The 21,435-nt window shown below is 41.3% G+C and carries 20 protein-coding genes; 3 read left to right on the top strand and 17 right to left on the bottom strand.

Annotated elements, in window-relative coordinates; genetic code table 11:
- Positions 1-61 precede the first annotated feature (61 nt).
- Positions 62-1,069: a zinc-dependent alcohol dehydrogenase family protein gene (locus DP117_RS18325; RefSeq protein ID WP_169219717.1), complete on the bottom strand. Its 1,008-nt coding sequence runs from the start codon at positions 1,067-1,069 to the stop codon at positions 62-64.
- A gap of 513 nt (positions 1,070-1,582) precedes the next feature.
- Between DP117_RS18325 and DP117_RS18320 the strand changes: the two genes are divergently transcribed.
- Complete coding sequence (locus tag DP117_RS18320) at positions 1,583-2,005, top strand: hypothetical protein (protein ID WP_169219716.1); 423 nt, start codon at positions 1,583-1,585, stop codon at positions 2,003-2,005.
- 504 nt (positions 2,006-2,509) lie between these two features.
- Here the strand turns inward: DP117_RS18320 and arsS are convergent.
- The 3 genes from arsS to DP117_RS18305 all read right to left on the bottom strand — a co-directional run bounded on the left by arsS (position 2,510) and on the right by DP117_RS18305 (position 5,656).
- On the bottom strand, positions 2,510-3,496 hold the full coding sequence (gene arsS / locus DP117_RS18315) for an arsenosugar biosynthesis radical SAM (seleno)protein ArsS (protein ID WP_169219715.1): 987 nt from the start codon (positions 3,494-3,496) through the stop codon (positions 2,510-2,512).
- 162 nt (positions 3,497-3,658) lie between these two features.
- A complete protein-coding gene (gene arsM / locus DP117_RS18310) occupies positions 3,659-4,627 on the bottom strand; it encodes an arsenosugar biosynthesis arsenite methyltransferase ArsM (RefSeq protein WP_169219714.1) in 969 nt (322 codons plus the stop codon).
- A 741-nt stretch (positions 4,628-5,368) separates the two neighbouring features.
- Positions 5,369-5,656, bottom strand: coding sequence for a Mo-dependent nitrogenase C-terminal domain-containing protein (locus DP117_RS18305; protein WP_169219713.1), 288 nt, complete (start codon positions 5,654-5,656; stop codon positions 5,369-5,371).
- 302 nt (positions 5,657-5,958) lie between these two features.
- Here DP117_RS18305 and DP117_RS18300 point away from each other — a divergent pair, with 302 nt between their 5' ends.
- The gene (locus tag DP117_RS18300; protein ID WP_169219712.1) at positions 5,959-6,159 is read left to right on the top strand and encodes a hypothetical protein; all 201 of its coding nucleotides are present in this window, start codon (positions 5,959-5,961) and stop codon (positions 6,157-6,159) included.
- 9 nt (positions 6,160-6,168) lie between these two features.
- On the opposite strand, the gene DP117_RS18295 is transcribed toward DP117_RS18300, so the two are convergent.
- The 4 genes from DP117_RS18295 to DP117_RS18280 all read right to left on the bottom strand — a co-directional run bounded on the left by DP117_RS18295 (position 6,169) and on the right by DP117_RS18280 (position 11,976).
- Positions 6,169-7,044, bottom strand: coding sequence for a DMT family transporter (locus DP117_RS18295; RefSeq protein ID WP_339381313.1), 876 nt, complete (start codon positions 7,042-7,044; stop codon positions 6,169-6,171).
- Between the two features lie 212 nt (positions 7,045-7,256).
- Complete coding sequence (locus DP117_RS18290) at positions 7,257-8,675, bottom strand: HAMP domain-containing sensor histidine kinase (protein WP_339381315.1); 1,419 nt, start codon at positions 8,673-8,675, stop codon at positions 7,257-7,259.
- Between the two features lie 325 nt (positions 8,676-9,000).
- Positions 9,001-9,717 (bottom strand): DUF4079 domain-containing protein, encoded by a 717-nt coding sequence (locus DP117_RS18285; protein ID WP_169219709.1) that lies wholly within the window; start codon positions 9,715-9,717, stop codon positions 9,001-9,003.
- 618 nt (positions 9,718-10,335) lie between these two features.
- Positions 10,336-11,976 carry a glycosyltransferase family 39 protein gene (locus DP117_RS18280; RefSeq protein ID WP_169219708.1) on the bottom strand — a complete coding sequence of 547 codons (1,641 nt, stop codon included), beginning with the start codon at positions 11,974-11,976 and terminating at the stop codon, positions 10,336-10,338.
- A 350-nt stretch (positions 11,977-12,326) separates the two neighbouring features.
- Here DP117_RS18280 and DP117_RS18275 point away from each other — a divergent pair, with 350 nt between their 5' ends.
- Positions 12,327-12,725 carry a RidA family protein gene (locus tag DP117_RS18275; protein WP_169219707.1) on the top strand — a complete coding sequence of 133 codons (399 nt, stop codon included), beginning with the start codon at positions 12,327-12,329 and terminating at the stop codon, positions 12,723-12,725.
- Between the two features lie 146 nt (positions 12,726-12,871).
- On the opposite strand, the gene DP117_RS18270 is transcribed toward DP117_RS18275, so the two are convergent.
- The 9 genes from DP117_RS18270 to DP117_RS18230 all read right to left on the bottom strand — a co-directional run bounded on the left by DP117_RS18270 (position 12,872) and on the right by DP117_RS18230 (position 21,076).
- On the bottom strand, positions 12,872-13,795 hold the full coding sequence (locus tag DP117_RS18270) for an NAD(+) kinase (RefSeq protein ID WP_169219706.1): 924 nt from the start codon (positions 13,793-13,795) through the stop codon (positions 12,872-12,874).
- 4 nt (positions 13,796-13,799) lie between these two features.
- Positions 13,800-14,105 carry an NADH-quinone oxidoreductase subunit NuoK gene (gene nuoK / locus DP117_RS18265; protein ID WP_169219705.1) on the bottom strand — a complete coding sequence of 102 codons (306 nt, stop codon included), beginning with the start codon at positions 14,103-14,105 and terminating at the stop codon, positions 13,800-13,802.
- A gap of 80 nt (positions 14,106-14,185) precedes the next feature.
- On the bottom strand, positions 14,186-14,797 hold the full coding sequence (locus DP117_RS18260) for an NADH-quinone oxidoreductase subunit J (RefSeq protein ID WP_169219704.1): 612 nt from the start codon (positions 14,795-14,797) through the stop codon (positions 14,186-14,188).
- A 119-nt stretch (positions 14,798-14,916) separates the two neighbouring features.
- Positions 14,917-15,498, bottom strand: coding sequence for an NAD(P)H-quinone oxidoreductase subunit I (gene ndhI / locus DP117_RS18255; protein WP_169219703.1), 582 nt, complete (start codon positions 15,496-15,498; stop codon positions 14,917-14,919).
- A 103-nt stretch (positions 15,499-15,601) separates the two neighbouring features.
- A complete protein-coding gene (gene nuoH / locus DP117_RS18250; protein WP_169219702.1) occupies positions 15,602-16,720 on the bottom strand; it encodes an NADH-quinone oxidoreductase subunit NuoH in 1,119 nt (372 codons plus the stop codon).
- 304 nt (positions 16,721-17,024) lie between these two features.
- Positions 17,025-18,161, bottom strand: a complete 1,137-nt coding sequence (locus tag DP117_RS18245; protein ID WP_169219701.1) for a citrate synthase — start codon at positions 18,159-18,161, stop codon at positions 17,025-17,027.
- A gap of 115 nt (positions 18,162-18,276) precedes the next feature.
- Complete coding sequence (gene sixA / locus DP117_RS18240; protein WP_169219700.1) at positions 18,277-18,771, bottom strand: phosphohistidine phosphatase SixA; 495 nt, start codon at positions 18,769-18,771, stop codon at positions 18,277-18,279.
- A 113-nt stretch (positions 18,772-18,884) separates the two neighbouring features.
- Positions 18,885-20,165 carry a bifunctional oligoribonuclease/PAP phosphatase NrnA gene (locus DP117_RS18235; RefSeq protein WP_169219699.1) on the bottom strand — a complete coding sequence of 427 codons (1,281 nt, stop codon included), beginning with the start codon at positions 20,163-20,165 and terminating at the stop codon, positions 18,885-18,887.
- A 413-nt stretch (positions 20,166-20,578) separates the two neighbouring features.
- The gene (locus DP117_RS18230; protein ID WP_169219698.1) at positions 20,579-21,076 is read right to left on the bottom strand and encodes an HNH endonuclease; all 498 of its coding nucleotides are present in this window, start codon (positions 21,074-21,076) and stop codon (positions 20,579-20,581) included.
- Positions 21,077-21,435: the final 359 nt, after the last annotated feature.

Here is a 21,435-nt window from a genome sequence, read left to right as displayed (position 1 = left end):
TTTCTCGCCCTGGCAGAACCAGGGAACGAGGAAATGAGAATTTATCAAAACAGTGTTCGTATCATTTATCTTTTACTAGCAAAACAATTTTACCTGTCGTAGATCCAGTTTCAAGCAAATGATGAGCTGAATCTGCTTCTTCTAACGAAAAAGTATGACTCACTTGGATGTGTAATTTGCCTGCATCAATCCACTTAGCACACTGTTCTAAAATTTCTGCTTGATGCTGTTGCGCTTCTACAATTCCTTGCAACATTGGTATTAGCATGAATTCTAAACCAACGCGGAGATTACGTTGTCTAGCAGATTTCCAAACGGTATTGGCATCTGGTTCTAGTATTGTAACTATGTCGCCATAAACTCGCACTGCTGGAAAAGTTTTATGAAAAGTCTCTCCACCTACAGTGTCAAAAGCTAAGTCTACACCTTCCCCATCAGTCCAATCGAGTGCTGCTTGCACAAAGTCTGTTTGTTTGTAAAGAATGACATGATCAGCACCGAGTTTCTGAACAAAATCTGCTTTTTCCTGAGTACTTACAGTCGTGCTAACATCAGCACCTTTGAGCTTTGCCAGTTGAATTGCTACATGACCGACACCACCAGCACCAGCGTGAATTAATACTTGTTCTCCTGGTCCCAAGCGTCCCCGTTCGTATAAAGCTTCCCAAGCGGTGATGAGTACTAACGGTGCAGCAGCAGCTTCTGCGAAGGATACAGACGCGGGTTTACGGGCAACAAATCGCTCATCAACAGTTGTATATTCAGCATAATTGCCTTGATGTCCACCTAAGCCACCGTTGCAAAAATAAACTTCATCGCCTACGCGAAATTTCTGAACGCCAGCACCTACAGCCTCAACAACACCAGCACCATCACATCCTAAAATAGCGGGCATTTTATCGGGGTAAAAAGTGCCACGTTTACGAAGTTTGGTGTCAATAGGGTTGACACCAGCTGCGCGTAAGTGTACCAAAAGTTCAGTTTCACCCAAAGGAATAGCAGGATTTTGCACATCCTGCACTTGCAGAACTTCGGGACTACCAGTTGCTGTCATTAAAACTGCTTTCATTGCTTCGCTTCCTCTTCTGTGCTAAAGGGTAGTTGCATTAGACAATTTACCGCAAAGGGGAGGGCGATAGCGTTTGCGTAGCGCCCCCTATGCCTAACGGCACGCTTGGGCTATCGGGGCTAGCGCTGCGCCAATGCGCAGATCGCTCTTTTGGCAAGTCTTCTGTGTTTGGGTGTTTTATGGATTGGAACAGCAAAGACACGTTCGCGTTCAGCGTGCGCTTGCGGCGCATAGAACGTGAAGCAACAGAGGAGAGGTGATGCATTGTTTTAAGTAGAAAGCGATTACTTTTGGTATGGTTATCTGTATCTACAAGACAATACTTTTGTTGATTTTGCGTACTGACTTACCAGTCACTTAGTTTTATGTAACAAATGTTATTATGTTATAAATAATTTTGTCACATTAACTTAGTATAAAACGCGTTCATAAAAGTATTTTTTTAGTAAAACTACTTAAGAGAACAATAATACTGTAGCAAGAGCTTTTGGCGAAGCTAAAAACTATGAGCTTTTGAGCGGACACTTGCAGACGTTTGAGGAATGGTTAAACGATGTTAAGTTCAAGCCATCAACCTCTGATGGACACCCACCCGATCTAGCTTTTATGATTGCTCCTTCATGCCCATCTCTTTTGCAACGAAAGCTAGAGCTTAAAAATATTCAATATATAGAATCTAAAAAAGTTATCGAACCTGAGATAGTAGAACCTACACCACCGTCAACTGCTGTCAATATCAATACAGCGGATAAGGCTTCACTGATTATTGCTTTTCAGGGTACAGGTGTAAAAGGAACGACTATTGATAAGCTTATAACCCGCAGACAAAGCAAGAGATATATAAATCTAGATGAATTGGCATCTGAGCGAAACTTTAGCGCAGCAGTTAAAGCAAAACTTCAGGCAAAAGTGAATAAAGCTGAGATTTGCTTTTGATCGGAGCGACAATTGTCTAGAGGGGATAGAGACATGGTTACAATGCGATCGCACCCTTTCCCACTCTAGATGCATCTGCGCATCCATCCCAAAAATAAAAACCGTGAAACATTCGCTTTCACGGCTTTTAATGTGGTGTGAGGAGCTTAACTAAATATCATCATAATAGTAGCTGACAAGTATAAACACGCTCGTAACGATTTTGGTAACAAGAATTTTTCCGCCAGTATTCACAACACACCTTGCTTATAGTATAAATTCACACCCTTGCGTATCATCCTCATATTGGATGAGTTTTTGTTGACGTTCCATAAGAAAATAAAAACCGTGGAAGCTACAGATGAGTCCACGGTTTTGAATGTGGTGTGAGGAGACTTAACTTAGGTCAATAATAAACCTATTTGAATTTTAGTAAGATGCTGGTAACAGTTTTGGTAACGAGATTATTTTGAAGCCACACAAATTCAGTTGCTCAAATCTTTGCCAGGAAATCATATGAGGACTTCACACCAAAGCGCCACCACAGCTAGAACCACCGCCAGCTGTACAGCCATAACAATAAGCTGCTGTCTGTACCTCATCTATCAAATCCAAACAACCAGCTTCTAAGAACTTGGCGACTGTCAGGTGTTCCCCGTCACGACTTTTTGCGGGTAGATTCATCATCTGGTTGAAGTCGCAGTCATACACATAACCCAGATAATCAATTGAAATTTCATCCCGACACATCAAATGCTCAACTGTACCAGTGTTGAAATGAGACTCTAAAAACTGCAAATAAGGAGCGTACAGTTTCTTTCTTTCCAGATACAGCTTTGTTCTTCCAACTGGTAAGTTGGTGATGGCGAATAAGTTGTTAAAAATAATACCAAACTGTTCTTGTAAATATTGCTTGTAATCTTTTTCTAGATTTGCTTGGTTTGGAGTCAGAGAAAATTTATCATCTTTAGGTAATTGTGGATTATAGATTAAATCTATAATTAAATCTGGCTCTTTCCCATAACCAAGTTGATTCAACCATTGCAGCGCTTTAATCGAGTCATCATACACACCAGCACCGCGCATTTTATCCACATTATCTGACAAATAGCAGGGCAGAGAAGCAACAACCCGAACTTTATGTTTGGCAAAGTATTCTGGCAAATCACCAAATCCATCTTCAAAATAAATAGTCAAATTAGACCGAACAATCACCTGTTTACCTGTTGCTCTTGCGACTTCTACCAATGGTTTAAAGCCATAATTCATTTCAGGTGCGCCACCTGTCAAATCAACAATCTTAATTTGAGGAAATCTCTGAATAATCTCAATCAATTGTTGACAAATTTCAGGAGAAAGTTCTTCTGTGCGTTTTGGTCCTGCTTCTACATGACAATGGTTACAGGCAAGATTGCAACGCTTACCTAAGTTAATTTGTAAAACAGTGATTTTCTTTTTAGTTAAAACAGATGCGAGTTTTTGTTTGAAAGGTGTTATTGCTGTTTGAATCATTGTCTCACTTAAGATAGATGCAAAGTCAAATTTTTGTCTTTTTTTTCTCGTTCCTATGCTCTGCATGGGAATGTATTATTGTGGGTTGCTACTTCAGTTATATATTCCTTGTCTTAGGCAAGGAACGAGAAATTTGGTTAAGTTACTTAACACACCTTACAATTAACAACAGCCACCACCTTTATAATGCCAGGTTGAATCAGTGATCATTATTTTATCTGGCATTAATGCTGCAAGTTTGGCAGCAGTTTTATCACACACTGATGCTGGAATTCCACGCTGAAGAATATGTCCGGCTCCATCATCAAAAAATGGTTCTGAACCAGCATAAATGGCTGTTTTACCTGTAAAGACACAAGCACCATCTTCAGGAATGATAACCTTGAAAGCTACAGAGTCCAGACTTTCTAAAAGAAGATTTTCCTCTAAGTTGTAAGTTTGGGAATCCAGCAAACGGTAGGGGCGACGGGCGCGAATTTCGACTTGCCCAAAGCCTACATTTATAATATGCTGAATGTACTCTTCATAAGTGAGCGCGCCTGATAAACACATTGCTCGTAGCCGCTCATCTTTTTGCAGATGTTGTGGAATGGGACGAGTCGCAATTGGATCACTCATCTGCAATCTTCCCCCTGGTTTTAACACTCGGTATGCTTCTTGCAAAGCACGAGTTAAATCTTCTGGTTCAAAGATATTGAAAAGGCAATTTTGCGCGACGATATCAACAGAACTATCAGCAACAGGTAAATTGAAAGCATCGCCTTCGCGAATTTCTACAAAGCTGGTATCAAACCAGGGGTTTTCTAGAACAGCAATTTCCAAGTTACGTGTAGCAGCTTGACGCATTTCTGCTACTGGATCAACAACAATAACAGCACTAGAACGCTGAGAAAAGTAGGCAAATTGCAAAGCTTCTAAACCACCACCAACCCCAACGTACAACACTGTTGGTTGATTTCCAAGTTCGGTGGGATGAACAGTTGTACCGCAACCATAATTCATTTCCTGCATTTTGCGAGGAATTTTCAACCCTGGTAGTTGCAGGGGTGTGCTTTGCACACAACAAAGCCCTACTTGCGGTGTTTGGGCGACTTCATTGTAAAACTGCGCCGCTGTTTCAAGATAACTCATTGCACTCGGTGAAGTTGACTACCGTATTTAAGTGTAGCGGTTTAGATGAGAGGCTTTGTGTCATTCGCCTCCAATTTCCGGTGCAAGTAGCGAACGTAAACCTTAATTTCTAAAAAAAAATATTAATGAATTCATTACCGAAATTTTACCATTGCTGCAAAATCTGTCAGAAGCTGTGAAAAGATAAATTGTATTTTATGCAGCAATGAACACGACTAAAGCAGAAGGATATAAAGAAAAACTAGAACAAGTATTTATCTTGTATTGAAGAAAAGTGAAGCAGTTTTAAAAAACTTTTTCAATTAAAAATTGAGATGAATACCATTTTTTGTGAGGCGGCGCCAATTTTTTTGACTTCTTCTTTGTTTATTTCTATGCGCCAAGGGCGCACGCTGCGCTAATGTGCTCACAGACTGCGGGAAAGCGCTTCCTTGTCTATGTGGTTTGTTCCTCAGAAGTTCATGGCGCATATTCATACAGAATTGGTATAACACCAATCTCAATCAAGTCTGTATGAATTTCACAATAGTGGTGAACCAATTTCCTCAAAAATTTTACCCAGGCTAACCCAGTTCTTCTACTGTACAAAATATTCTAGAACTGGGTTATGACTTACCATTACCAAACGCATTGTGAAAGTTCATGGTAGAGAGCTTTTGACGAAATCAAATCTTGCGGAAGGTACAACGCTCAGTGTACGCTCACCTGTACAGATGGCATGATATCACTGCCAGACATGCTTTAACAATAAGCTGATATGTCTTCACCACATTCATCAGCAAGATAACACAAAGCTCTGAAACGTAAACTCACCACTTCTTCATACAGAGGATTTAACTTGCACATTGGTGGAATGTGAAATAGCTTGCGGCCAAATAGTGTAATATCACGTTCAAAAGGACATTGAGCAGGAATCAGTTGACATAAGAAGTGAGCTAATTTAGCGTTGTGAACTTCTATGGAATCAAACCATTGACGAATCGGTTGGAGAAGGTCGTTTTGTGCCCGGATTTGAGTAAAGCTAGTCATAATCATTTACCTCATCTTGATCATTGCAAAGTTGGTCTTGTTTGTTTAGGCTTGAACTCTTTCTATATATTTATAGGGAGCAGTTGTTTATCTTATGCAGTTGTCTGTTGTTTTTTGTTCTCTTTTTTGGGAACACTCATAACTACAAACTCCAGTTCCAGTGTTCCGGACGATTTTCCCGAGATTTTTGTTGCACGTAAAATTTTTGTACTGAAGGGCTTCCAGTTCCCCCCGCCCTCAATACGGTACAGATAAGAAATTTACACGCATATAGCAAGCTCTTGAGAGAAGAATACCTCTGTTTGTCCATTCTCACCAATCCCCTAGAAACATTGATTGCTGCTTTGTTCTACGATTTGTCCCCAGACAAGGAAATTGAAGAAGAAGTCACAAGACAGCAATTCTTGATTCAGAATCAAGAGTATGTGGATTCAAACCCCAACGAAAGTGAACACCGTGTATCCGGTGGGGATTTGAACCCCAAGACGAGTCCTGACTCTTGAGTTCTTTTGTTAAAATTCTGACAAGCGCTCACTTTTTGACGCTGCTTCCCTGAAAGGTTGCTCCCTCAAGCTAGCAAGCAAAGTAATGGAAAGAATGATTCCTCCTCCCACCATCATTCGCAAGGTAGGAGCTTCATTAAGAAATATGTACGCGAATATTATCCCATACACTGGCTCAAGACAAGCGGTGATACTTGCGATTTGTGGACGTACAGATTGAAGAGACTTGATAAACATAGTATGAGCAAAAGCGGTGCAACCAACTCCAAGGATGAAAAGGAGAACTATGCTTTTCGATGATAGAGAGTTAAGATATCTGAATGCAAAAGGCGCAAGAACGATTGAAGCGACAAGGTTCTGATAGTATGCAATAACGATAGGGGAGACTAAATTCGCTATCTTCTTATTGAGCAGTGAGAGCAATGCAAAAGTTAAACCCGAAAGAGTTCCCCAGATAATTCCCCTTGTGATATCGTTCTCTAGCTTAAACTCTGGTGCAACAAGAAGGAGTCCCAGGAATATCACTATTGAGATTGTAACATCAAAACCTCTGATTTTCCCTCCAAAAAGCAGAGGAGCAAGGAAGGTTACGAAAATAGGGAATGTGGAAAACGATATTAAACCCACCGCAACCGTTGAAACTTGAATAGAGTAGAAGAATGTTACCCAGTGAACAGCAAGGATGATACCTTGTACGGCTAGGGACAAAAGTATCTTTCGTGAAGTTGGTCTTACAGCAAGGCCAAGCATCGGAATCGTCAGTCGGAGAGTAGCACTTGCGATCGCAGTCCGTCCAAACACAATAAGGAAAGATGGAAGGAGTAAGAACTTTCCAAAGAGTCCGGCTATACCGAACAGAAGAACCGAAATGTGAAGGTACAACATTAGACACCTCCAAAAATTTGCTTTGCAAAAATTGAGCGATGCAGAAGCCGCCACTTCGTGAACGCATCCCCATTTTGGCTTTTAACTTTTATTGTTGCGAAAAATAGATAAAAATAGGTATTTGAGATTATTTTATGACGAAAGTGACAGAAGAGGGTTAGGCGTTGCTGAAACGGACAAATAATGTTTTTCCACATTTGGGATGCTTGCAACTAAATAGGTAAAGTCACAGTAAACACGCTTCCTTCTCCTAACTTGGAATGCACTGTTACACTACCCCCCATCCCTTCAACAAGAGTCTTGACTATCGATAAACCCAAACCACTACCACCAGTCGTATGATTACGAGCTTCATCTACGCGGTAAAATCGCTCAAAAATGCGCGATTGGTGTTGCAGAGGTATACCATAACCTCTATCACAAACTTGAATAGTTGCTTGGTTTTGTTGCTGATTTAATTTTAAAATTATCGGAGTATTAGGTTCAGAATACTTAATAGCATTATCAATTAAATTGAGTAACACTTGTTTGAGACGATTGTAGTCTACTTTTGCTCTAATACAAGAAGCTTGAACCTCAACTTGAATTGTTCTTTCACTATAATTCTTTGCCATTCCGACGACTTCTGCAACTAAATCATTCAGTACGCAAGATTCTATTTGAAAATGCAAATACCCACTGTCTGCCCGTGCTAAATCAAGTAAATTTTTCAAAAGAGAGATGGTGTGTTCAGCTTCTGATGCAGCAGTTTCTAAAGCTTCCTTTTGCGTTTCTGTTAAATTATTCTGTCTCCGCAATACGCTTTGCAAATAACCATGTACAATCGTCAACGGAGTGCGTAACTCATGAGAAACATTACTCACAAACTGTCGCTCTTGCTCCCAAGATTGAGAAAGACGAGATAACAGCATATTAAAAGTTTGAGCTAATTCTTTAACCTCACTTGGTGCATGATCAAGATGTAGCTGTGCTTGTGCTATGTCTTTTGCAGAAATGACTTCTGTCATTTGGTTGAGTTGACGCAAGGGTTGAAGAGAAAACTTAACATAATATGCAATGACAAGCGTAATAACAATAATAACTAAAATACTGGCAATCCATAAAGTCTGTACCATTGCCAAAAACATTGTCTGTTCATGAGTCATATCTTGCACGATGAACAGCTTTCCTAATACCTTCCCCTCTACTTGCAAAGAACCACCATACAAAACAAAGTAGCGTTGTCCAATCTTGTACACCTCAGGTTTAATCGGCATTTCACTCTTGGACATTAACTCAGCTACTGTAGAATCTGATAGAGAATGCCATTTGGTAGATTGCGCTAGTATTTGACGATTAGGTTTTTGCACCCATAAGAATGAGTTGGTGTTCGTCAAGTTATTAATTGCTTTTTGCAACCCAGTTTCTAATGGTATCATTTCACTATAAAGTTTCACATCATCAGGTAAACGTGCAGCAATTTGTTCAACATGATTTTTCTGACTATTAATCAGAATTTGCTGCATTTTCCAACTCATCCAAATAGCAATGCTACCATTCCCTAAAGCTGAAACTACGCCAATACCAATCGTTAAGCGCAAACGTAATGAAAATAAATCAATTTTTCTCGAAAGTCCCCTAATTTTATTCACCTGTGATTTCACTGAAAGTGAGGAGTAAAGAATAAGCATGAAGAATCACTCGCTAGCCCCTAAGAGGGGCGCTACGCAAACGCTCAAATTCGCTCATTCGCTCATTCGCTCATTCAAAATTAAGAACCACCAAAATAAATTTAGGGGCTTGAAACAAGGACGCCGTTTTCCGCACTTCGTGCCGCTCCGCTAACGCGCTATGCGTCTTTTGAAAACATTTTTTACATTCTCCATAAAGAAATTTAGGGGCTTGTATCCTTTTCTTTTTCGGTCAAGAGTGAAAAGTTTTTTGACTCTGAACTCTTAGCTCATAAATCATAACTCTTTATTTAGATTGAGGATTAGGAGTAGGACAAGTTTTCTTCACAAAATCACACTTATAAATGTAAGGCTCTTGCCAACTTAAGGGAATTTCTAGTAAATCTCGCGTTCCTGTCATTCCTTGTCCAATAAACAGTAATAAGGCGATGCAATTTAAAATTGTGTGAATGATGCGCCAGCGATTTGACCTATCTTTATAAATATCAGGAACAATTGCTAGGGAAAAAATCATCAGTTCTGCTGCTGTTATGCCAAAGTAGTAATGTGACCAATACCATTCATTTGTACGACGAAATACTCCATCCTGACAGCCGAGAACCACTAAACCTATACCCGTTAAAGTTGCAAAAACTCCACGCCACAGCGGCTGTTTAGCTCGATAAAGGAATATCAAAGAGGTGATAGTAGCAGCAAACATCAGAAGAATAAAAATGACTTGGAAAATGTCTTTATTCCACAATTGATTTTTGATAATATTCTTACCAATTGGATAAGCTAACCCTAGTAAAGTTAATCCCACAACTGCACCCGTTAGCCAATTTCCTAATTGCCTGTGTTCAACCCCTACAACAGGAGGAATTTTACTTTTACCAGAAGCTGAAGTTTGTAAGCGACGCTGTCGTGTCGCCCAAGCAAAATTAGCGACAATTCCAATCAAGGGAAAGACGAAAAAGACTGCGATCGCTGGATGAATAAGACCAAAAAAATCTGCTAGTTCCATAAAATACCTATTTGCACATGCCTGATTTGACTCAAAAAACTTCTGCGTTTCTACATAAATCGGATAATTTTGTATCAAAAAATACTTTTACTGTGGAAATTCAAGGTAGCATTGAATACACGACAACATACCGCTTAATGGTTAGCAGAGCAACAATACTAACAACCAGCGATAAATACTTCTAATTCATCGGTTTAGAGTCCTCAAATCTATGTCTAAGGACAATTTAAACTGTCTTTCCAGGAAGTAAATGAATTTAGGCTGAGAATTTCTTGAAAATTGGTACTTTTTTGCCAAAGCAAGTTTTTCATCAAATTTTCATCTCATAGTTGGTGAAACTATAGGTAAATAAGCTGTTGTACATTAAAAATGCACAACAGCAAGGCAGCTATACTGAAGGGAAGAGGGTTTCGATGATTGATTAGACCAACACAAATATGCAAATTAAAAGCGCCACAGCTTATTAGATACCAATTCCGCTACATTTTTCCCCTGCCTACTCCGGAACTCCGGTCAGAAGCGAAGCCACGTCTACTCCACTTTTGAGACAGTACACACAAAAGTTTTCAAAAACTACAGAATGACAATATACCTTTTGTAGGTCTATTCTTTATTTACTTAAATTTTCGCTATTTTCCATACTGAATAAGATTGATTACCGTAAACTCTCTGAATTTTATACTTGTATTTCTTTTCAATTCCCTGACGCAAAGTACTTGAAGGATTGAGTAAAAACACATCAGTAAAACCTTTAGGAATTTTCGGAATATTTTTGTCCTTCATCAGCAGAAATCGTACCTTTGCCTCCACAAGATAACTCAGAGAAAAAACGTTTCCATAATTCATACCAAAAGAATCACTCATCAAAAGTGGACGAGAAGCCTGATTTATCATTCTGGCGACTTGTGGATTACCAGAACTGACACCCTTACTCAGCCAAGTTTCTGCTTGAGAACTGACTATACAAGAAAATATCCCACAGACAATGACTAATACAAATATTATTTGCCAAATTCTCCGGAGTGTAAAAATACCATCATAAAGTTGATACGCAAAAAGGTAAGTCACTGCTAGTTGAATACCCAAATAAGAAGGAATTAAATACTGCTCTGCTGTTGTTCGCGTTCCTCCAAAAAATAAATCTGGAAGCATTAAGGGTAGTGCAGGTACAGCAATCAATAACACAATCAATAACCAAATTTTTGGATGAGTCGTACGACAAAGAAAATAAATTGAATATCCAACTATAATTAAAAAAATATAAGTCATTGGATAGCTGAGAGGATTTTCTAAGCCAAAGTCGAAATCCACAAAAATATGACTTAACTTCAATAGCCAAGATTGAATTAAAGTAAATGGTGAAAATTTCTGTGTTGTTTCTGCTATCCCACGATGAAATTGCAACAGGTTGGTCAGAATAACTAAAATCCAAGGTGTAAAAACTAAAAAGCCCGAAAGCGCTGCTATTGTATAAATTTTGGCTGTCTTAGTCCAGCGAAATCTTGTCCTTGTCATGACATAAATTCCATGAGCAGCTGCGACAAATCCACTTAGTAAAGATGTATAAAGACTGAGTGCTAAAGTGAGTGTATAAATTCCCCATGTTGCAGTGCGTAGACGCATTTGCGCAGCGCCCCCTAAGGGGCTAGCGGCTTGCCGCCAGGCATCGCTAACTTGTCGTTTTGATTCTAGTCGTAAAGCTCTCAGTAAAGAAGCGCTAGAGATTAATATTGTGACAATCCAAAGAATATATTCTCGTGCTTGTTGAGCGTAGATAAGATGAATTGGGGAGACTGCTACGAGAGCGATCGCCAAAAAAGGTACTGACAAAGGCACGTTAAATAATTCTCGACACAGCCAAAAAACACAGGGAAATACCAACAAGCTAATAATGACAGATAAACTTCTAATAGCTGTTACCGAAGTGCCAAAGATTTGCGCCCACAATCGTGCTATAACGTAATAAAGCGGAGGATGATGAGGATCTTCTATCGCTAAAGATTTGAGTGTATCACCTAAATTTTTTTCAGGATTAATACGCTGAAACTTAGCAAATGCTTCCCTATCAACAACACGACCATTAAAAATTTGCCGCCTGACTTCTGTCTTGGTATATCCAGAAACTCGCAATGAAGTGTAAGTTTCATCGTGTCCATAAACTTTGCTCTCAAGATTGAAGAAGCGAAAAAAGACACCCACAACTAATACCACGACAATGAGAAACCGCAACCAATTCGGAGCAAGTTTGATATGGCGCATAACCTGGTTTCTGTTTTCTAACGAATCGCACAGGATATAAAGGAACAAAGCTAAGAGAATCCAAAGAATTTAACAACTCTATTAGGATTGCTGTAGCTTGATGAAGTTGTGCATGACTTACCAATGAACACTTTACTATTATCAAGCCTGGAAAGAATTTAGCGAATTTAGCAAAGATTTGTTCATTAATTGAACTTATGCTTGAGAATTGTCAATTTAGCAGAAGTATGATTACGCTCCAAAAAATTAATGTTCTTATTTATGTTGCAGCGAAAGCTGGAGTCCAAATTGTGATAAACAATGCTATTGCAAGTACAATTTTTTCTGTGAACCTTTAGCCTTAGCATACCATGCCAGTCACGCGAACTTTTTCTGGAGCTTCCTGGGAATCAAAGGTAGGTTACAGACTCGCTATAAGAGTCGGAAACCACATTTATGTTTCTGGTACAGCACCAGTCGATGAAGCGGGAGGAGTGTTTTCTCCTGGCGATGCATACGCACAAGCAAAGCGTTGTTTTGAAATTATCCAAAAAGCTTTGCGAGACTTGGGAGCAGACATCAGTCATGTTGTCCGGACTCGAATGTTTGTCACTGATATTAGTCGTTGGGCTGAATTTGGACGAGCGCATCAAGAATTCTTTGCAAATTATCCGCCTGCGACAACAATGGTAGAAGTGAAATCTTTAATACATCCAGCGATGTTGATAGAGGTAGAGGTGGATGCTGTTTATGTAAATAATGGAAACTGAAAACCTCAACCGCTGATCATTAAGGCGATACAAACAAAGCCTGCACCAAGCAGGCTTCGTCTGATAGTTGAGATGAAAAGTTTTACCCAAGAACCAGAAAACAACTCTTATGAACACAAACAAGGGAAGAGGAGCAGTCATTACACTCAATTCGCATGACTAGCACTACTGTAACGAATCCTTGTTCCTGCCCACAGCAACTTCTCTCGCAGCGTTTGATAATACGAGTTGTTCTCCCGTAAAATAATAAACTTAGCCCGACTATCTGCCATTCGCACATCAACACGATGTCCCGGCCAAATGGAAGTCCCTAATACCCCATCCGTCCACAACTTAGTACTTAAATCGTAATCGCCCAAGGGCCAAATGCTGACCACACAACCAGGAGGTAAGACAAGCGGGCGACTGGAAAGACTCATTGGACAGATGGGAGTGATGGTAATTGCCTCCATACCATCATGTATAATCGGACCATTCGCAGAAACAGTGTAACCTGTAGAACCAGTGGGAGTAGAGATAATTAACCCATCTCCTTGGTATTGATCGACGACTTCACCATCAATTTCCATCTCCAAAACTGAGGTGATCATGCGATCAGCGGAAGCTGGTCTGACAGACATTTCATTCAAAGCCAGGTAACGCTCAGACACTGGTTCCAAATTTGTACTGTTTCCCTCAAAGACTGCGGCTTGCAACATCATCCGCCGCTGAATAGCGTAACGGTCTTCTAATAATCGATCCCAAACTCGTTCAGTATCTTGAAATTCCTCTACAGACTCGGTTAAAAACCCCAGATGACCTCCCACATTCACTGCTAGTATTGGGATGCCAGCTGAGGCGAGATGTCTAGCACCAGTTAAAACGGTACCATCACCACCAAGTACCAAAGCCAAGTCAATTGGTTGCCCTGCTGAAGCCAAAAACACCGGATATGGGTTATCTTTTGGTCCACTTGGTCCCATCAAAACTTGGCAGTGACGATGTTCTAGTTGCTTTGCACAGATTTCTGCCCAGCGTTTACTTTGGGAATCTCGTGCTTTGTAAGCAATAATAACCTGCTTGAGCTCCACAGAATTACCACTTCAGGAGATTAAACTGCTCCATATCGACAGTATCGCGGTTACGATAAATGGCAAGTACAATCGCCAAACCTACCGCCGCTTCAGCTGCCGCTACGGTGATGACAAATACGGTAAATACCTGACCCTTAATTGCGATTGAGTCTAAGAAGTTGGAAAACGCTACTAAGTTTAAATTAACAGCATTGAGCAGTAACTCAATCGACATCAGCACTCTTACAGCATTGCGGCTAGTAATTAAGCCATAAATACCGATGCAGAACAAAGCTGCTGCAAGCAATAAAAAGTACTGGATCTGCATGAATTTTGATGTCCCCCATTGTCAGTTATCAGTTATCAGTTATCAGTTATCAGTGAACAACAGCGCGAATTTATAACTGTTTACTGAATATTGCGGCTCGATTCGCCGACCTGTACCAGTTCTCTGGAACGTTCTGGTAGTGTCAAAACTTGCTGTTGTTCTGAAGAAATCGTTTGTTCAGGCAGATACTCGCGACGTGCCAAAATGATCGCGCCTACCATTGCCATCAAAAGCAAAATGGAAGCTAGTTCAAAAGGTAGCAAAAAGTCAGTGAAGAAATGCTGACCAATTAAAACAATGGTGTCACTTGCTGGTATGGCAGTAGACAGTGACCAAGGAGTTGCCAACACCATCGTACTCAAAAGTGCAAACAATCCCAGACTGACGACACCTGTAAGTGCTTTGCGTATCCAAGCAGTAGGAAAGGGCGCAAAAGCTTCCCGCTTGTTTACCAGCATAATGGCAAACAAAATCAACACGTTAACTGCACCAACATAAATTAGCAATTGCGCTGCTGCTACAAAGTCAGCATTTAGCAATAGATATAGCCCAGCAATGCTAACAAATACGCCTCCTAACATAAAGGCTGAATAGACGACGTTATCAAACAGCACCACACCCAGCGCTGTCCCAATCAACATCACTGCCAGTATGCCAAAAGAAACAATCTGTACTCCTTCTGCTAGATTCACTGTTTTTTGTCCTTAGTCAAAACTCAAGAATCAAAAATCAACAGCGGAGCCGGTAGAAACGCTCCGCCTCCGGTCAAGAATCAAAAACTCATAGACTACTGATTCTTGACTCATTACGTTTATTTTTCCTGTTCTACAAGGTCTTCTGGACGCGCACCAGGGCGAGGCGCATCCGCAGGTAGTCCGTGGGGATCCATGACACCCTTGGGTAAATAAACAAGTTCACGCAAAGGTGTGACCATTGGATCTTGAGTCACCTTGTATGGCAAACGACCAAGCGCCACGTTGTCATAGTTCAATTCATGGCGATCATAGGTAGAAAGCTCATAATCTTCTGTCATTGATAAACAGTTCGTCGGGCAATATTCGACGCAGTTACCGCAGAAGATACAAACTCCAAAGTCAATACTATAATGTTTGAGCTTTTTCTTTTTGCTTGCTTTATCAAATTCCCAATCTACGACAGGGAGGTTGATCGGACAAACCCGAACACAAACCTCGCAAGCAATGCACTTATCAAACTCAAAGTGAATCCTACCGCGAAACCGCTCACCAGGAATGAGTTTCTCATAAGGATACTGTACGGTGACTGGACGCCGCTGCAAATGGTCGAAGGTTACAGATAAACCCTGACCAATATAGCGACCAGCTTGCACCGCTTCTTTTGCGTAATCACCAACTTGCTTGAGGAACTTTAACATAGCGTGTCTCTCTCTTTTTAAGCTATCAGCGTCATTTGTCCTTCCTCTTTTGTCATGAGTCATTTTGTGTATATGCTAACGACTCATGACCGATGACTAATGACTAACCACCAAAGGCAAAGGGAAAGGCAAGTTTCAGAGCTGCAGTGAGTAACAAGTTCACCAAACCAACAGGCAGCAAGAACTTCCATCCTAAATCTAGCAATTGGTCAATGCGAACCCGTGGCACTGTCCAGCGCAGCAAAATTGCCAGAAAGACAAGGAAGTATGCTTTGAGTACGGTCATGGTGATTCCCAACGAAGCGGTTACTATTTGCAAAACAGGATTTGTTTCACTCACCCCTAACCAACCAGCTATTAAATTGATGGGAATGGGAAAATCCCAACCGCCCAAGTATAAAACTGCTACTAACAGGGCAGAAAGGACAAGGTTCACATAGGAAGCCACGTAGAACAGACCGAATTTCATACCAGAGTATTCAGTCTGATAACCTGCGACCAGTTCTTCTTCAGCTTCCGGAAGGTCGAAAGGCAGTCGTTCACATTCAGCAAGCGCTGCTATCCAAAATATGAGAAAACCGACTGGTTGCCGCCATACATTCCAGCCAAGAATACCATAACCAGATTGCTGTTCTACAATATCGATGGTGCTGAGGCTATTGGACATCATGGCGATCGCCAGCACAGCCAGTGCCAACGGAATTTCATAGCTAATTGATTGTGCTGCAGCCCGCAACCCTCCTAAGAGAGCGTATTTGTTATTGGATGCGTAACCAGCCATTAACAAGCCAATTGGCTGAATGCTAGACAAAGCAATCCACAAGAATACCCCCATCCCAACATTTGTAATCACTATATTCTGTCCAAAAGGCACAACCAGATAGGACAAAAACACCGGTAGTACAACGATGATTGGACCCAGGGTAAACAGCACACTGTCAGACTTAGCTGGCACCACGTCTTCTTTGAAAACAAGTTTGAGACCATCTGCTACGGGAGCCAGTAAACCCAATGGACCAATATACTCAGGACCAATCCGCTGCTGTGCTGCTGCGGAAATTTTCCGCTCTAGCCAAACGCAGGTCAACACTCCCATCGTGGCACCAATAATCATCAAAGTCATTGGCAGTGGCATCCAAATCGCCTTGGCTGCGCCAGCTGGCAATCCCAAATCCATGAGGGATTTTATAAAAGTTCCTTGCAGATCAATTCCTGAATTCATGTTTTTTGCTCTTCAAGTCATTAGATCATTGTCATTTACAACTATCCACGCTTGTTAATAACTGTAAATTCGCTCATTAAGATTTCTGCCTAAATCATGCAAAATTTAAGATTTTTTGCAATTCCCATGCCTAGTATACCGTTGGATGGTTTTTACCCTTCTAGCCATACGAGATTTTCTACCTATGGTAAGGATTAGAATTCGCTAATCAAACCCCAGTCGGAGGAGTTGGGGTAGATGAGGGAGTGTAGGAAAATATCCTTGCTTCCCTCCCTTTTTCTCTGTTTCCTTCCCTCCTCATTCCCTAACGCTGCTCAATGGGAATATAAGGAGCGTCGTGCTTGCCATCGTAAACTTGGGTGGGACGGAAAATTCGGTTTTCTTCTAGCTGTTCTTTCCAATGTGCTAACCAACCAGCAACGCGGGCGATCGCAAATATTGGTGTAAACAAATCTGTAGGAATTCCCAGTTTTCTATACACCAAACCTGAATAAAAGTCAACATTAGGATAAATTCCTTTGTGACCGAGTTTTTCCTCCACCACCCTTTCCATTTCTAGGGCAATGTCATGGTACTTGTCATGTCCAAACTTGGTAAACAGCTGTTCTGCCAAGTTCTGCAAAATTGTAGCGCGTGGGTCTTTCACCTTGTACACACGATGTCCAAAGCCCATAATCTTGGCTTTACGTTCGAGACAATCCTCAATGTAGGGACGCACATTTTCTACAGAGCCAATTTCTTCCAACATCTGAATGACTTCTTCATTAGCCCCACCATGCAGCGGTCCTCCCAACGTTCCCACCGCACTAGCTACCACTGCGTATGGATCTGTTAGAGTAGACGCTGTAACCCTAGCACTAAAGGTGGAGGCGTTCATTGTGTGTTCAGCGTGAAGTATCAAACAGATATCAAAAATCCGCGCCGCCAATGGATCAGGTTCTTTCTCTTTGAGCATGTACAGAAAGTTAGCAGAATAGTCCAAGTCTTCATGAGGACGTATTGCATCATTCCCATTTCGCATTAACTGGAACGCCGCCACCATTGTTGGAATCTTTGCTATGAGGCGAACAACAGCATCCCGAATGTAAGCAGGATTATTCAAGTCACGACGCGAATAAAACAAGCCCAAGGCTGCAGCAGAGGCTTGAAGTGCATCCATAGGATGACCGCTTTCTGGAAAGCATTTCATCATATCGCAAATGTGATATTTAATCCGCCGGTGAGAGCGAACTTCTTGCTCAAATGCTACCAGTTCTTGCGATGTGGGCAACTCACCCCAAATTAGGAGATAAGCAGTTTCCAAAAATGTACTTTTTGACGCTAATTCCTCAATGCGGATGCCACGATATTCTAGTATTCCCTTTTGCCCGTCAACATTGCTAATACTGGATTGAGCGGCGGGAATGCCGTCCAATCCAGGCTTGTATTCGCACACCATCATGGCAACACCATCTGCTTTTTTGTGAAAGATTTTTTCAGGCTAACTTACCAGAAATTGTTATTACCATAACAGTATCCGTTCTCCTAAAAATTCTTTCAGAAACGTTACCCCACTGTTAGAGCAAGTACTTGGGTGGCGTCAACCAAAACATCTGACTACGACCCAGAGGGGAGCCTTTTTCTGGTAGTTTTACCCCGATCATACCCGCTTTTTTCAAAACTAAGGTTGCTTTAGCTTGTCCCCATAGAAGAATTTCTGCCCAAGTGCTCAAATCTGGTTCATGTCCAACTAAAGCAAGTTGGCTGTCGGATGAATAAGTTTTTGGACTCAGCCAGTTCAAAACCCAACTTTCAAGACAGCCATCTGGACCAAGGTAAGAACATTCCTCTAGCTGAGAACTCAGCCCAGTAGATATCAAAATTTCTGCTGTTTGGCGAGCTCGTGTTAAGGGACTAGTCGCGATCAAGTCAAAATGCAAACCTAGCTTTTTCAATCGTTCGGCAACTTTCTCTGTTTTTTGGCGACCTTCTTTGGTCAGCGAACGTTCCTCATCTTTGATATCCACTCGCCTTTCTTCAGCAATTCCATGACGAATTAAATACAGTTCCACTGAGATATTTGTCTCCTCATCTCATTTACTCGGTAGGAGTCAGGAGTCACCGAGTCAGGAGTCAAAAATTCCCCCACTTCCTTGCTCCCCTGCTCCCCTGCTCCCCATCTCATCTACTCCGGCTGTATTGGATTATCTTTCGGATTGACCAATCTCAGGAGCTTCTGCTTAATCTGAGAATCGAAAACTTCCCATTTCATCTTCGCATAAGCAGAATTTTCATTACCTCCAGATAAGAAACCCATCGGAATTTCAAAGCCACCTGCGCTTATCCGTCCACCCCCGAAAAAGCGTCCGCTGCTATCTTGACCAAACGCTTCTTTAATAAACTCATCAGGATCGAGGGTCAGTTTGCTAGTTCTCAGGGAACCAATAATCACCTCTAGCTCCTCATCTTCATCGTGAACGATTCCGTAGACGACGGCTGTATGGACGTTTTCTTCTGTCACAAGAAAATCTGCCGCTTGGGGGATGGCATCGCGGTCATCGTAACGTAAGTAACCAACACCAGCTATCGAAAAATTATTTTGCACGATGCGGTTTTTGAGCGATCGCTCTATCACGTCCATGACTCGCTTAGAACGATTCGCCTGTAGAATAGCGTTCAGCAACTGCGCGTCATAAAATCTGCTCAGATACGCTGCAGCCATAAAATCCTCTTCCTGTGCTTGCATCAGTCTATTAGTATCCGATCGCAAGCCATGCATCAAGGCTGTTGCGCACTTGACGTGCTGATTTATGCTGCTATCTAGAGTCAGCAACCCGGTCTGTAAGTACTGTGTAAAAATCGTTGCTGTCGCGCGTACAGAAGGACGAACATCAAAAAAATCTGATTTGATGTCACTTTGTAAACTGTGATGGTCGATCACCACCACTATTGGTATTCCTGCCTCTTGTACTAAAGGTACTAGCTGAGAAGTCGTTCCTTGGTTATCTATGAGAGCAAAACCTTGGTAGGAAGATAAGTCCTTGCCTTTGAGTGTTTGTAGTGTCCAACGCTGGGCAGGTAAGCCAGTCAGCTTGACCAAAGCAATATTTTCTTGGTGACTCAATGCACCAGCGTAAATGATGTCACATTTGATGTCGTATTGCTGAGCAATTAACTGGTAAGCCCAAGCAGATGATAAGGCATCAGGGTCAGGAAAATCTTGAAGAATGACTAGTTGGCGTTCTTGTTTATGTGCAAGAAACGTATTGTGCAGTTCTTCTGATTTCTGATTTACCAATGAATTGTTACGCTGACTCAGAGAAGGACCATCATTTGCTAATGCTGTACCTGAGTGCTTAGTTAGTGGAAGTTCCACTAAATCTTTGTCCGTTTCAAAATCATCTGGAGTAGGGTCACCCGTCAACGGCAAACTCTCAATCTGAGTAAGAGAAGAATTAAAGTGCATATGAAACGTTTTTATAAGTGTGAGGCTCCTTTTTTTGTTTAGAAATACGAGATTTTGTCATTTAATACTTCAGCCATACATGACTACTATGATCTTTGCAAAATATCAAAACTGTAAACTGTATCTTCCAGTCTATTTTTTGTCAATATTTTATAAGCAACAACCTTCCAGGAAAATGCTTGGAGCAACTACCTTTTCTTTTTTGGTAGAGTTTGGGACGCACCCTGCTTGTTTTGACATTAATATGTGCTATACTAGATAAGTTGCTCTCGATAGACTCGCAGATGTTCAAGCTTTTCTATCAGCTTCAAAGGTTAAAGCCCACAAAAAACTGTAGATAAGCTACAATCACCAAGCAAGGTCAATAAAGCAAAAAAACTGACAACTGCCTTGTTTAAAACCAGCAGAAATTGTCAGAGACCTATAACATATTTTTGCCATTCTTGATGCATACCACTTTTGAGATGTTTGCTGACCTCAAAGTAGAGACTACTGTAAGGTCGGCGCGGAGTATGACGCAACATCATGTGAGCTTCACTGGGCGTACGATTACCCTTTTTCACATTGCAGCGGACACATGCTGTAACAATGTTTTCCCAGGTATCGCCGCCCCCGCGCGATCGCGGTACGACATGATCCAATGTCAAATCATCTCCCGTGTAACCGCAATACTGGCAAGTGTGACCGTCCCTGTGTAGTATATTCCGACGAGTGAGAGGAATCTCTTTATAGGGAACGCGCACATAGTGACGTAACCTAATAACCGTCGGAAGTGGAAAGCCCAGGTAGACTTGCTTGTGACTGAATTCTACTCGCTCAGCTTTGCCTTTAATGAGTAACACGACAGCTCGCCGCCAGCTCGTGATATTGAGCGGTTCGTAAGAGGCGTTTAGAACTAAAACTTTCCCCATTGATTAGCGCTCAAGCTATTAATTTTACATATATTAACACAATTATATTCTGCTTTGGTGATGAAAAAAAATTATACATCCGGCAAAACTGAAAAATAAAAAGACTGCTAAGGCATTCTGCAAGAATAAGTTACCTTTTGGAATCCCTTAAACGCTTATGAATCAAGGTTTAAATTTTTCCAAACAGTTAAGTTATTTTTGGTTTGAGTTCTAAGCACAGAAGCCAGTGTGGGAGAGTTCTCCTAAATTTACATAGATTTTCTCAAGGGCGTGAGCAAATAAGCATCCTTGGGTGTGCCCTCATGATCTTGTGCCGACTCCAAAATTAGAGGTAAACTTCGACCAGAGATCACGATTAG

This window comes from Brasilonema sp. UFV-L1 (genome assembly GCF_012912105.1).
Classification (GTDB): Bacteria; Cyanobacteriota; Cyanobacteriia; order Cyanobacteriales; family Nostocaceae; genus Brasilonema.
This window is presented reverse-complemented; position numbering and strand designations above follow the sequence as displayed.